Source organism: Agrobacterium sp. CGMCC 11546 (assembly GCF_013365515.1).
Classification (GTDB): domain Bacteria; phylum Pseudomonadota; class Alphaproteobacteria; order Rhizobiales; family Rhizobiaceae; genus Agrobacterium; species Agrobacterium fabrum.
The window spans coordinates 2505488-2517273 of the sequence record NZ_CP047387.1; the positions used below are offsets into that span (position 1 = coordinate 2505488).

13 protein-coding genes are annotated in these 11786 nt (G+C 61.1%); 5 read left to right on the forward strand and 8 right to left on the reverse strand.

Annotated features, from left to right (window positions below; all coding sequences use genetic code 11):
• Positions 1 to 15: 15 nt before the first annotated feature.
• From sdhA to sdhC, 3 genes are read right to left on the reverse strand one after another with little or no spacing between them, the layout of a single operon-like run.
• Positions 16 to 1857, reverse strand: coding sequence for a succinate dehydrogenase flavoprotein subunit (gene sdhA, locus GSF67_RS12415; protein WP_006310795.1), 1842 nt, complete (start codon positions 1855 to 1857; stop codon positions 16 to 18).
• Between the two features lie 7 nt (positions 1858 to 1864).
• Positions 1865 to 2245 carry a succinate dehydrogenase, hydrophobic membrane anchor protein gene (gene sdhD, locus GSF67_RS12420; protein WP_006310796.1) on the reverse strand — a complete coding sequence of 127 codons (381 nt, stop codon included), beginning with the start codon at positions 2243 to 2245 and terminating at the stop codon, positions 1865 to 1867.
• Positions 2246 to 2256: 11 nt separating this feature from the next.
• Positions 2257 to 2649, reverse strand: coding sequence for a succinate dehydrogenase, cytochrome b556 subunit (gene sdhC / locus GSF67_RS12425; RefSeq protein ID WP_006310797.1), 393 nt, complete (start codon positions 2647 to 2649; stop codon positions 2257 to 2259).
• A gap of 304 nt (positions 2650 to 2953) precedes the next feature.
• On the opposite strand from sdhC, the gene GSF67_RS12430 reads away from it, so the two are divergent.
• Positions 2954 to 3322: a hypothetical protein gene (locus GSF67_RS12430; protein WP_035214706.1), complete on the forward strand. Its 369-nt coding sequence runs from the start codon at positions 2954 to 2956 to the stop codon at positions 3320 to 3322.
• Here GSF67_RS12430 and GSF67_RS12435 read toward each other — a convergent pair whose 3' ends face one another.
• From GSF67_RS12435 to tsaD, 5 genes are all read right to left on the reverse strand, one after another.
• A complete protein-coding gene (locus tag GSF67_RS12435) occupies positions 3323 to 3967 on the reverse strand; it encodes a methyltransferase (RefSeq protein ID WP_006310799.1) in 645 nt (214 codons plus the stop codon). It lies immediately after the preceding gene.
• Positions 3968 to 3974: 7 nt separating this feature from the next.
• Positions 3975 to 4418 carry an EVE domain-containing protein gene (locus GSF67_RS12440; RefSeq protein ID WP_003492407.1) on the reverse strand — a complete coding sequence of 148 codons (444 nt, stop codon included), beginning with the start codon at positions 4416 to 4418 and terminating at the stop codon, positions 3975 to 3977.
• Between the two features lie 6 nt (positions 4419 to 4424).
• Complete coding sequence (locus tag GSF67_RS12445) at positions 4425 to 4718, reverse strand: YciI-like protein (RefSeq protein WP_006310800.1); 294 nt, start codon at positions 4716 to 4718, stop codon at positions 4425 to 4427.
• 87 nt (positions 4719 to 4805) lie between these two features.
• On the reverse strand, positions 4806 to 5789 hold the full coding sequence (locus tag GSF67_RS12450; RefSeq protein WP_006310802.1) for an NAD(P)H-dependent glycerol-3-phosphate dehydrogenase: 984 nt from the start codon (positions 5787 to 5789) through the stop codon (positions 4806 to 4808).
• Positions 5789 to 6886 carry a tRNA (adenosine(37)-N6)-threonylcarbamoyltransferase complex transferase subunit TsaD gene (gene tsaD / locus GSF67_RS12455; RefSeq protein WP_006310812.1) on the reverse strand — a complete coding sequence of 366 codons (1098 nt, stop codon included), beginning with the start codon at positions 6884 to 6886 and terminating at the stop codon, positions 5789 to 5791. The genes GSF67_RS12450 and tsaD overlap by 1 nt, the downstream gene beginning before the upstream one ends.
• Positions 6887 to 6959: 73 nt before the next feature.
• Here tsaD and hemC point away from each other — a divergent pair, with 73 nt between their 5' ends.
• The 4 genes from hemC to GSF67_RS12475 all read left to right on the forward strand — a co-directional run bounded on the left by hemC (position 6960) and on the right by GSF67_RS12475 (position 11780).
• A complete protein-coding gene (hemC, locus tag GSF67_RS12460) occupies positions 6960 to 7889 on the forward strand; it encodes a hydroxymethylbilane synthase (protein ID WP_006310813.1) in 930 nt (309 codons plus the stop codon).
• A gap of 4 nt (positions 7890 to 7893) precedes the next feature.
• Positions 7894 to 8634, forward strand: coding sequence for a uroporphyrinogen-III synthase (locus GSF67_RS12465; RefSeq protein WP_006310814.1), 741 nt, complete (start codon positions 7894 to 7896; stop codon positions 8632 to 8634).
• Between the two features lie 73 nt (positions 8635 to 8707).
• The gene (locus tag GSF67_RS12470; protein ID WP_006310815.1) at positions 8708 to 10159 is read left to right on the forward strand and encodes a COG4223 family protein; all 1452 of its coding nucleotides are present in this window, start codon (positions 8708 to 8710) and stop codon (positions 10157 to 10159) included.
• Between the two features lie 4 nt (positions 10160 to 10163).
• Positions 10164 to 11780: a heme biosynthesis protein HemY gene (locus GSF67_RS12475; RefSeq protein WP_006310817.1), complete on the forward strand. Its 1617-nt coding sequence runs from the start codon at positions 10164 to 10166 to the stop codon at positions 11778 to 11780.
• Positions 11781 to 11786 lie beyond the last annotated feature (6 nt).

Genomic DNA, 11786 nt, shown 5'->3' on the forward strand with positions numbered 1-11786 from the left:
ATCCAGTTCCTCAAATCAGTAGACGCGCGCCTTCGGCTCGATCTTTTTGGGATCGATGCCGTCGGCGATCAGGTCGGTGTGAACCGGGCGATAGTCGAGTTTGACGTCCCCTTCGGGGCTGACCCAGGCAAGCGTGTGCTTGCGCCAGTTCACGTCGTCGCGACCGCCGAACGGACCATCGACGAAATCCTCACGGGCGTGCGAACCGCGGCTTTCCTTGCGCGCTTCAGCGCCATAGACCGTGGTGATCGCGTTCGCCATCAGGTTGTGCAGCTCGAGCGTCTCGACCAGATCGGAGTTCCAGACCATCGAACGGTCGGTGACCTTGACGTCCGGCAGCTCCTTCCAGATGGCGGAAAGACGCTGGCAACCGCTCTCCAGCGATTCCTGCGTGCGGAAAACGGCCGCATCGTCCTGCATGGCGCGCTGCATCTTGTCGCGCAGCACCGCCGTCGGCGTCGAGCCGTTGGCGTAACGCAGGCTGTCGAAGCGCTCCATGATCTTGTCGCAGGCCGCAATGTCGAGCGCAGGAACGGGCGCATCGCGGTCGATGACCTGTGCTGCACGAATAGCGGCGGCGCGGCCGAAGACCACGAGGTCGATCAGCGAGTTGGAGCCGAGGCGGTTGGCACCGTGAACCGAGGCGCAACCGGCTTCGCCGACGGCCATCAGACCGGGCGCGATACGTTCCGGGTTATTGGCATCGGCATTCAGCACTTCACCCCAATAGTTGGTCGGAATACCGCCCATATTATAGTGAACCGTCGGCAGAACCGGGATGGGCTCGCGCGTCACGTCCACGCCGGCAAAAATCTTGGCGCTTTCGGAAATGCCCGGAAGACGCTCATGCAGGATAGCCGGATCGAGGTGATCCAGATGCAGGAAGATGTGATCCTTGTTCTTGCCGACGCCGCGGCCCTCACGGATTTCCATCGTCATGCAGCGGGAGACAACGTCACGGGAGGCAAGGTCCTTCGCCGATGGCGCATAACGCTCCATGAAGCGCTCGCCTTCGGAATTGACGAGGTAACCGCCTTCGCCACGCGCGCCTTCGGTGATGAGGCAGCCTGCGCCATAAATACCGGTCGGGTGAAACTGCACGAACTCCATATCCTGAAGCGGCAGGCCGGCACGGGCGATCATGCCGCCGCCGTCGCCGGTGCAGGTATGGGCCGAGGTTGCCGAGAAATAAGCGCGGCCATAACCGCCGGTCGCCAGCACCACCATCTTGGCGGAGAAGCGATGGATCGTGCCGTCATCGAGGTTCCAGGCAACGACGCCGGTGCAACGGCCATCCGGCGCCATGATCAGGTCGAGCGCGAAATATTCGATGAAGAATTCAGCGTTGTGGCGCAGCGACTGGCCATAAAGCGTGTGCAGAATGGCGTGGCCGGTACGGTCGGCGGCAGCACAGGTGCGCTGTACCGGCGGGCCTTCGCCGTAATTCTGCATGTGACCGCCAAACGGGCGCTGATAAATTTTGCCCTCGGCATTGCGCGAGAAGGGCACGCCATAGTGCTCCAGCTCATAGACCGCCTTTGGCGCTTCCATGGCGAGATATTGCATCGCGTCAACGTCGCCGAGCCAGTCGGAGCCCTTTACGGTGTCGTAAAGGTGCCACTGCCAACAGTCAGGCGTCATGTTGGTAAGCGAAGCGGCGATACCGCCCTGCGCTGCCACCGTGTGCGAGCGTGTGGGGAAAACCTTGGTGATGCAGGCGGTCTTGAAACCCTGTTCGGCCATGCCGAGCGTGGCGCGAAGACCCGCGCCGCCGGCGCCCACCACGATCACGTCATAGGAGTGATCGACATAGGTGTAGGCCTTGCCATTCTGGGAAGGTGAACTGATCGATGCCATGGCGGACTTATCCTGCGAATGCGATTTTCAGAATGGCGAAGATGGAAAGACCGCCAATCAGAATCGCGAAAAACGTGTTGAGCATCAGAAGAACGAGCTTCAAAACCTCGGCGTGAATGTAGTCTTCGATAATGACCTGCATGCCGAGCTTCATGTGGATGAGGCCGGAAACCAGCACCAGCGCCATGATGACCGCAACGAGCGGGTTCGACAGCGCGGCGGCGACTTCCGGATAGGGCGCGCCGGCATATTTGATGAGGAAGATCACGAAGAAGATCAGCAGCGGAACGTTGGCGACCGCGGTGACGCGCTGGCGCAGGAAATGGTCGGTGCCTTCCTTGGCGGAGCCGAGACCGCGAACCTTTCCGAGAGGTGTACGCATATCCATGAAAAATCTCCTCAGCGCACGATCAGCACAATGACCCAGATCAGCGCGGTCAGACAGATCGACGCGACCCACGAGGCCTTTGCCAGCTTGGTGGTAAAGTGCTTGTCGAAGCCATGACCCAAATCCCACATGAAGTGGCGAAGACCGCCCAGCATGTGGTGAACCAGAGCCCAGGTATAGCCGATCAGGATGAGCCTGCCGATGATCGTGCCCATCGCCCAGTTGACCCAGTCGTAATAGGCAGGGCCCGAAGCAAGCGCTATCAGCCACCATGCGACCAGAAGCGTCCCGAAATAAAGCGCCCCGCCCGTGATGCGGTGCACGATGGATGCAACCATCGTCGGGATAGGCTTGTAAATTTGAAGATGCGGCGACAGAGGCCGGTTATTTGTCACATTCGCCATCAGAACCTCGCGGCGTTTTCCCGTGCGTCCATTCAGACAGGACGCCCCCAAGCAACAGCACATGACGAAAGAATGTGCATTGCACCAACCGCGACGTTTAATCACATGGGGGCGTCATCACAAGCACATTCATGACCGATTCGAATTTAATCGATTGGTTCACGAATTTTTTTTGGATTTTTTCATGTCAAAATAAAAAATCGAGCGTTTCCAAGATTTACGCCCTCAAAATATTTACCTTTACGTAATTCAGAAAAGGTGTAATTTATGAGCGGTTAACCAATAAAACCGGAGCATGAAGCTCATGTTACAGCGCCGAATCGCCGCCCTGATCATGATGGTTGCAGGCGCCATTTTAACCTTTGTGCCACCGGCAGCGGCAGAAGATTTTTATGGCCGCCACCCATATCGGCATCATCAATCCGAGGTAAGCTTCTCTACCGATGGGTTGCCATCCGCCCTGCCCGGCGGCACCTATGTCGGTGGCATATCGGCCCTGCGGGTGCGTGGAAACGGCAATTATTTCGCGATCAGCAGCGGATTTTCACGAAAAGGTATTACGGATCGAGCGGGCCTGCAACTTGCGCCCATGGCGAAGATCATCTCTGTCCATGCCGAAAACGCAGACGATGCCTGCGCCTACGAACATGGCGTCTGCATCATCAGGCGCTGATTAGATAAAACGCCACACCGTGGTCTTCTTCACCTCGCTGTCTTCCAGCGCCCGCGTCACCGGCACCTGATAGGTCGCCTCGGCGCGAAGCCGTTCTTTGGGCAGATAAGCTCGCCCCGGATCGCCGACGAGCACGATCACGCCCTTCTCCGTCAGCTCCAGAAACCACGGCACGAGAAAATCCGCAAAAGTGCGGTCATAGAACACGTCGCCAGCCAAGAGAACATCGGTATCGACCGGCTTGCCGACGAGGTCGAGCCCCGTAAAGCTGATATCCACACCATTGAGCGCCGCATTCAACCGAATGGCCGTTTCCGTCCACGGATCGATGTCGGCAGCGAGAACCTTGGCTGCACCGGCCTTTGCTGCGGCGATGGCGACTAGCCCGGAGCCACTGGCGAAATCCAGCACACGCTTGCCGCAAACGCTTTCAGGGTGATCGAGAACATAACGGGCAAGACCCTGCCCGCCTGCCCAGGCGAAGGCCCAGAAGGGCGGCGGCAGGCCGATCTCCTCCAGCTCCTCCTCCGTCTTCAGCCACAGCTCATGGGCCTCACTGGCGAGATGCAGACGCAGTTCCGGCACATGCGGCGGATGCAGGATGCCGGTGTTTTCGAGAATGAAGCGTTCGGGATCGGTCCTCACCGAAACATCAGTCCGGCGATTTCGGCGGATTGGCAAGGCCGCCCATACGGCAGACCTCAAGATATTCCTCTTCCGTCACCGGCTGCACGGAAAGCCGCATCGAGGTGACGAGCGACATCTTTTCGAGCTTTGGGTTTGCCTTCACATCCTTCAGGGAAACCGGCTGCGGCATATCGCAGACGGCGCGGATATCAACGCAATCCCACTTCAGATCACCCTCCGCAGTCGAATCTGGATGCGACAAGGCGCAGACTTCGACGATACCGACGACATCCAGCCCTTCATTGGAGTGATAGAAGAAACCCTTGTCGCCGATCTTCATGGCGCGCATGTTGTTGCGGGCCTGATAGTTGCGCACGCCGGTCCATTCTTCGCCGGCCTCGCCCTTGGCCTTCTGCATTTCCCACGACCATTTGAACGGCTCGGACTTGTACAGCCAATAATTCGCCATCTCCGGTCACGCTCCCGGATTGTTGAAGACCCAGTTATAGGGCTTCACATCCACGCTCTCGAACAGGCCGGCCTTGGCATAGGGATCGGCATCGGCGAGAGCCTTCGCTGCCTCGATATCGGCGGCTTCCACGATCACGAGGCTACCATTCGGCTTGCCTTCGGCATCCAGAAACGGGCCGGCGATCTTTAGCGTGCCCTCGGCATTCAGCTTGTTCAGATGTTCCAGATGGGCGGGGCGCGTTTCCATGCGCACGTTCAGATGGCCGGGCTTGTCCTTGCAGATAAAGGCAAACAGCATTGTCGTCTCCTTGCTAGAGCATGTCTCCCAAATGGGTCAGCGGTTTGGGACCAGGACATGCGTAAAATATTATTCGACCGCCTCACCTCATTCGGTGGTGATCGGCCGTGTCATCAATTGTTGCATGGCGCTCGCCACATCCAGATTGCCATCGATAATTGCGGCCACCGCCTCGGTCACCGGCATGTCGATTGCGTGGTGTTCGCCGAGCCGGGCGGCAACGGCTGCCGCAAAGGCACCCTCCACGAGACCGCCGGACGTGTCCTTGCCCTCACCCCGGCCAAGCGCGATGCCGAAACGCAGGTTGCGCGACTGGTGGCTGGTGGCGGTCAGCACCAGATCGCCGAGGCCGGAAAGACCGCGCACCGTATCGGCCTTGCCGCCCATGGCGACGATGAGACGAGACATTTCGGCAAGCCCCCGCGAAATCAGCGCCGCCCGGGCGGAATCGCCGAGCCCCGCGCCTTCGACGATACCGGCGGCGATGGCGAGAACATTCTTCAGCGCCCCGCCAAGCTGCACGCCGATGCGGTCTGTCGAGGCATAAAGCCGGAAGGTCCTGCCGGAAATCGTGGTCGCCAGCCGATCGGCAACCGCGGCGTCCTCTGCCGCAATCGCCATGGCGGTCGGCAAGCCGCGCGCGATATCGGCAGCAAAGCCCGGACCGGACAGAACCGCAATGGGATGATGCGGCAGTTCCGCCTCCAGAAGTTCCGTCAGCAGCCGACCGGAGCTGCGGTCGATACCCTTCGCGCAGGTGACGATGATAGAGTCACTAGCCAGATAAGGGCCATAGTGCCGCGCGGCGTCGGCATGGGCCTGCGAAGGCATGGCGAACAAAACGATACTGGCGCCAGCCAACACGTCAGGCTCGGCCGAGAATTCAAGTGCATCCGGCAGCTCCACACCCGGTAGCGCGGCCTCGTGTACGCGTTCATTCCTTAGATCGGCCATCAGCGACGGATCGCGGCCGAGCAGGGTCACGTCATGCCGGTTTTCCAGCGCCATGACGACGGCAAGCGCGGTTCCGAAGGCACCGGCGCCGATGACGACGATTTTCTCCCGCTGCATCAGGCCTTGGCTCCCCTTTTACCGAAACCGATCAATGTCTCCGCACTACCGTCAAGCGGCCAGCGAGAGCGCGGCGCGACCTCAAGCGCATCGGCTTGCCTGCCGTCCGCCATGCGCTCCAGCCCCGCCCAGGCAATCATCGCAGCATTATCGGTGCAAAGCCGGTGTGGCGGCGCGACGAAGCGGAAGCCGTGTGTATCGCAAAGTGCCTGCAGGGTCTGGCGGATTTCCTGGTTGGCGGCTACGCCGCCGGCCACGACAAGAGCCGGTTCTCCATCGAGATGCGGAAATTCTTCTTTGAAACGCGCAAGGCCACGGCCGATACGGTCTTTCAGAGTGCGCGACACCGCCTTCTGGAAGGAGGCGCAGATATCGGCAATATCCTGCTCCGAAAGCGGCGCGATGGCGGTCGCGGCCTGCCGCACCGCCGTCTTCAGGCCGGAGAAGGAAAAATCCAAACGGGTTTCGCCGACCATGGGGCGCGGCAACGGAAAACGGTCCGGGTCACCCTTCGCCGCCGCCTTCTCAACCGCTGGCCCGCCGGGATAAGGCAAGCCGAGAAGCTTCGCAGTCTTGTCGAAGGCTTCACCCAAAGCGTCATCGATGGTGGTGCCCCAGCGCTCGTAGTCGCCCACGCCACGCACCAGCACAAGCTGGGTATGACCGCCGGAAACCAGCAGCATCAGATAGGGAAAAGACAGACCATCGGTCAGTCGCGCCGTCAGCGCGTGGCCTTCCAGATGATTGATGGCGTAGAGCGGTTTGCCGGCCGCCTTGGCGATGGCCTTGCCGGTCATCAGCCCCACCAGCAGGCCGCCGATGAGGCCGGGGCCGGAGGTGGCGGCAATGGCGTCGACATCGGCAAGCTTGACGCCCGCCTGATCCAGCGCTTCTTCCACTAGCGTGTCCAGCGCCTCGACATGGGCGCGCGCAGCAATTTCCGGCACCACACCGCCATAGGCACTGTGTTCCTCAAGCTGCGACAAAACGACATCGGAGACGATCTCGCCACGCCCGTCCGCATGCCGAACCACAATGGATGCAGCGGTTTCGTCACAGCTTGTCTCTATGCCGAGGATACGAAGAAAGGGGGTCATCAAATCTGTTCGTTCATTGCGATCATGCGCTGAGTTGGTCTAAGACAACTCCGGTAACAATGGATAGACGCGGATGCAAACAAAACCTTTCCGAATCGGCACACGCGGCAGCCCGCTGGCGCTTGCGCAGGCTTATGAGACCCGCAGCCGGCTGATGGCGGCACACGGTCTTCCGGAAGAGATGTTCGAAATCGTCGTGCTCTCCACCAAGGGCGACCGGATCACCGACCGCGCCTTGTCGGAAATCGGCGGCAAGGGCCTGTTCACGGAGGAACTGGAAAACCAGCTCCTGTCCGGCGAACTCGATATCGCCGTGCATTCCTCCAAGGACATGCCGACGGTTTTGCCTGAGGGCTTGCATCTTTCAGCTTTCCTGCCGCGTGAAGACATGCGCGACGCCTTCATTGGTCGCACGGCACCGAAGCTTCTGGAGCTGCCGCAGGGCGCCGTTGTCGGCTCCGCATCTCTGCGCCGCCAGGCGCTGATCCGCCGCCTGCGCCCGGACCTCAGCGTCATCGTTTTCCGCGGCCTGGTCGACACTCGTCTGCGCAAGCTCGAAGAAGGCCAGGCGGATGCGACGCTTCTTGCCTTTGCCGGCCTGAAGCGGCTTGGCAAGGACAACGTGCCGACGGAAGTTCTCGATCCGAAAGAATTTCCCCCCGCACCGGCCCAAGGCGCGATCGGGGTCGAGAGCCGCATCGGTGACGCCCGCATGGATGAATTGCTGGCTCCCGTAAACGACAGGCCCACCTATGACGCCGTGACCTGTGAGCGTGCCTTTCTGGCAGCGCTTGACGGTTCTTGTCGTACCCCCATTGCCGGTTACGCCACCTGCGAAGGTGATAACCTGCATTTTTCCGGCCTGATCCTTACCCCCGACGGCCAGACAAGCCACGGCATCGAAATCTCCGGCAACCGCAGGGACGCACTGATATTGGGGAAAAAGGCTGGGGAAGAGGTACGCGCCAAAGCGGGCAGCAATTTCTTCGAAGGCTGGAGCTGAGCCGATGCGGATCGTCGTCACCCGGCCGCAGCGTTCGGGCGAAAGGACGGCCGCAAAGCTTGAAGCACTTGGCCATGCGCCGGTGCTTCTGCCGCTGTTCCACCCCTGCCACCATGGCGAACGCGCCGTGGCGGCGCTGTCCGATCCGGCTGGCGCTATCGCGGTGACCAGCGCCGAAGCCTTACGGGCGCTGGCGACGTGCGAAGAACAGCTTGCCCCCTGTCTGTCGAAACCGCTTTTCGCCGTCGGCGGGGCAACGGCGGAAGCAGCGCAAAAAACCGGCTTCGAGCAAATATTCACCGCCTCGGGAGATGCTCTGGGTCTGACCGCGCTGGTGAAACAGCACCGCGCTTTGTTGACTGAAGAAGAACCGTTGCTCTATCTCGCCGGCAGGCCGCGTGGCTCCGTCTTCGAGGAAGGCCTTGCCGCCGCGGACATTCCCTTCAGAACGGTCGACTGTTACGAGATGCTGGCCTCGGATATCTCCGAAAACGCGCTCGAAACGACGCTTCTCGACGCGAGCGCCGATATGGTCCTGCTTTATTCCTCGGAAGCGGCGCGGGCCTTTTTCCGTCGTGTATCGACGGATAAATACGCGACGGCGCTGGCGGCGACAAAATTCATCTGCATCAGCCGCAACGTGCTGTCTCTGGTTCCGGAAATCTTCCGCGCAAATGCCAAGGCCGCCGAAGAGCCGAGCGAAGCCGCGATGTTCGAACTTCTGCACCATAACTCTGGAACCTAATTCGACCTCACCTCTTTCCTTTGCCGCCGTCACTGACTAGGTTTAGAGTATTGCAGGCAGAAATGAGGTTGTCATGGTATCGGGAAAGCCGCCACGCCACTCCAAGTCCAAAGCCGAACCGGTCACAATCGACCTGGACGCGAAAGACGTGAAAGCAATTTCTGCCGAGGGAGACGCTGCCAGGACGGACGACAAGCCCAGTGACCAAACGCCGGCCGCTAAGGCAGAGCCGAGCGCAGAAGAAACAAAGCCCGCAGCAACCGCTGCCGATCCCGCACCCGTTTGGGACCAGCCGAAAAAATCCCCCCTCGAGCCAGAACCGAATGTCGGCAAGACGGACTCAGCGCCTGCCGCACCGAAGGCGGAAAGCCCTGCTGGCAAGCCACAAGAGTCCGTTTCACCAGCTGCCGTACCGCCAAAAGCCGATGCCAAACCGGCAACTACCGCATACGGGGCGAGCGCCTCTTCGGCTGCCGCAGCCGCTTCGAAACCGGCCTTTGGCTCCACAGCCTCCACCAGCGCATCCGGCAGCGCCGCCGCCGCTGCAAAACCCTCAGCGGCAACCGCCTCATCTGGACCGGCCAAACCCTCCACGCCACAACAGGCTGAACGTAAACAGGCCGCAACCTCGGGCCTGATAGCCGCCGGCATCGTTGGTGGCCTGGTGGCACTCGCCGCCGCCGGCAGCATGCAATATGCGGGCATTCTGCCTTCCTTTACCGCAGGCAGAGCCGGAAGCGATGAAATCGCAGCCCTGAAATCCGATATCGGCGGCCTGCGGCAGCAGCTCGCCAATGCTCCGGGGGCAGACACATCGGCGCTGGAACAGCGCATCGCAACGCTGGAAGCCGCGAAGAGTGGAGCGCCGCAGGTGGATGGACTTTCGGAAAAAGTCACCGCTCTGGAAGCTGCCCTGCAATCGGAGCGATCCGCACAGGCCTCCGCCACATCAGAACTGACGCGCCGCCTTGCGGATGCGGAAACCAAGCTCAACGAGCCACGCGACGATATCGAAGTCGCCCGTGCGATTGCATCGGCCGCACTGAAGGCAGCGATCGATCGCGGTGGACCGTTCCTCACAGAACTCGACACGCTCTCCAAGGTGACGCCTGACGATCCGGCCATCGCATCGCTGCAATCCTTCGCCGCCACGGGCGTGCCGTCGCGTTCGGAGCTGATGCAGAAATTCCCTGATGTCGCCAATGCGATGCTGTCGGCCATCAACCAGCCCGATCCCAATCAGGGCATCATGGAGCGCCTGACCGAAAGCGCCTTTTCGCTGGTGAAAGTTCGTCCGGTTGGAAATATAGAGGGTGAGACAGCCGACGCGATGATCGCGCGCATGGAGAACAAGCTGCGCAACGGCGATCTGCAGGGTGCCGCTCTTGAATGGAACGGGCTTCCCGAGGCGGCCAAGACGGCATCCGCCGATTACAAGAAATCTCTGGATGCGCGTATCGAGGTCGAAAATCTGGTGGGCGGCACGTTGAACCGTGCCATCACCAGCACCGGCAGGCAGGGGTAAGCGCATGACCAGAATTCTGACTTTCGCCGTTATCGTTCTGGCACTCGGTTTCGGTTTCTCCTGGCTGGCGGACAGGCCGGGCGTGCTTTCCATCGTCTGGCAGGGCCAGCTGATCGAAATGAGCCTGATGGTCGCCGCCTCGATCATCGCGGCGCTGGTTGCCGCCGTCATGCTGGTCTGGTGGGTCGTCAACGCCGTCTGGACCTCGCCCAATGCCGCCCGGCGCTATTTCCGCGCCCGCAAGCGTGACCGCGGTTATCAGGCCCTGTCCACCGGCCTCATCGCCGCCGGCGCCGGCAATGCCATTCTCGCCCGCAAGATGACAGCCCGCACGCAGGGGTTGCTCAGCGCCGATCAGGAGCCGCTGATCCACCTGCTCGATGCGCAGGCTGATCTCATCGAAGGCAAATATGACGAGGCGCGCCGCAAATTCGAGGCCATGGCCCGCGACCCGGAAACCCGAGAACTTGGCCTTCGCGGCCTTTATATCGAGGCGCGCCGGCAGGGCGCTTATGAAGCCGCCCAGCAATATGCCGAGGATGCAGCGGAAAAGGCCCCCTATCTGCCGTGGGCTGCGCAGGCGACGCTGGAAAACCGTTGTCGCAACGGACAATGGGACGATGCCATCCGCCTGCTCGACCAACAGAAGGCGGCAAGCGTGATCGAACGTGGTGAAGCGGAACGGCTGAAAGCCGTGCTTCTCACCGCCAAGGCCGGCGAAAAGCTGGAAAGCGATCCGGTGAGTGCGCGAGAGGATGCCAAACATGCCCTCAAGCTCGCAAAGGGCCTCGTTCCGGCCGCGCTGATCGCGGCAAAATCCTATCTGCGCGAAGACAATCTGCGCAAGGCGGCCACGGTTCTGGAACCCGTGTGGAAGAACGAACCGCATCCGCAGATCGCCCAGCTTTATGTTCGCGCCCGCAGCGGCGATACCGCCATAGACCGGCTGAAACGCGCCGAACGGCTGGAAAGCCTGAAACCCAACAATATCGAATCGCTGTTCGCCGTGGCGCAGGCGGCGCTCGATGCCAAGGAATTCGCCAAGGCGCGGGCTAAGGCCGAGGCCGCCGCGCGGATCGAGCCACGCGAAAGCATCTTCCTGCTGATGGCCGACATCGAGGAGGCCGAAACCGGTGATCAGGGCCGGGTGCGCTACTGGATGGCACAGGCACTGCGCGCGCCGCGTGATCCAGCCTGGGTGGCCGATGGCATCGTTTCGGAAAAATGGTTGCCGGTGTCGCCCGTCACTGGCCGTCTAGATGCCTTCGAATGGAAAGCGCCTTTTGGCCAGCTCGAAGGCCCCGTCGAAGACCTGACAATCGAAAACGCGATTGCCGCAGCGCCCGCAAGGGCCGAACCGGCTGTAAAGACAATCATTGTCGAAGCCGCCCCGGAGACGCGTGCGGAGCCGAAACCCGCCCCGGCCACGCCGATCGAGGTGAAGCCGATCGTATCTACCGCGAAGGAGAATAAGCCCGTCCCGATCGAAGCGCCGGTGGGAACCGATGCGTCGGATAAAAAAGCGGACGCCGTGCCGTTTTTCGGTGGCGCGCCGGATGATCCGGGTGTCAAGAAACCCGGCGCGGAAGCCGAACCCAAGACCCGGCTCAAACTCTTCTGACCAACA

What these genes read in the sequence shown, in the direction of transcription:
- sdhD (WP_006310796.1), bottom strand. Translation starts at nt 2,245, where the DNA reads ATGGATATGCGTACACCTCTCGGAAAGGTTCGCGGTCTCGGCTCCGCC.
- GSF67_RS12440 (WP_003492407.1), bottom strand. Translation starts at nt 4,418, where the DNA reads ATGGCGAATTATTGGCTGTACAAGTCCGAGCCGTTCAAATGGTCGTGG.
- GSF67_RS12465 (WP_006310814.1), top strand. Translation starts at nt 7,894, where the DNA reads ATGCGGATCGTCGTCACCCGGCCGCAGCGTTCGGGCGAAAGGACGGCC.
- GSF67_RS12475 (WP_006310817.1), top strand. Translation starts at nt 10,164, where the DNA reads ATGACCAGAATTCTGACTTTCGCCGTTATCGTTCTGGCACTCGGTTTC.
- sdhA (WP_006310795.1), bottom strand. Translation starts at nt 1,857, where the DNA reads ATGGCATCGATCAGTTCACCTTCCCAGAATGGCAAGGCCTACACCTAT.
- hemC (WP_006310813.1), top strand. Translation starts at nt 6,960, where the DNA reads ATGCAAACAAAACCTTTCCGAATCGGCACACGCGGCAGCCCGCTGGCG.
- GSF67_RS12430 (WP_035214706.1), top strand. Translation starts at nt 2,954, where the DNA reads ATGTTACAGCGCCGAATCGCCGCCCTGATCATGATGGTTGCAGGCGCC.
- GSF67_RS12450 (WP_006310802.1), bottom strand. Translation starts at nt 5,789, where the DNA reads ATGCAGCGGGAGAAAATCGTCGTCATCGGCGCCGGTGCCTTCGGAACC.
- GSF67_RS12445 (WP_006310800.1), bottom strand. Translation starts at nt 4,718, where the DNA reads ATGCTGTTTGCCTTTATCTGCAAGGACAAGCCCGGCCATCTGAACGTG.
- sdhC (WP_006310797.1), bottom strand. Translation starts at nt 2,649, where the DNA reads ATGGCGAATGTGACAAATAACCGGCCTCTGTCGCCGCATCTTCAAATT.
- tsaD (WP_006310812.1), bottom strand. Translation starts at nt 6,886, where the DNA reads ATGACCCCCTTTCTTCGTATCCTCGGCATAGAGACAAGCTGTGACGAA.
- GSF67_RS12470 (WP_006310815.1), top strand. Translation starts at nt 8,708, where the DNA reads ATGGTATCGGGAAAGCCGCCACGCCACTCCAAGTCCAAAGCCGAACCG.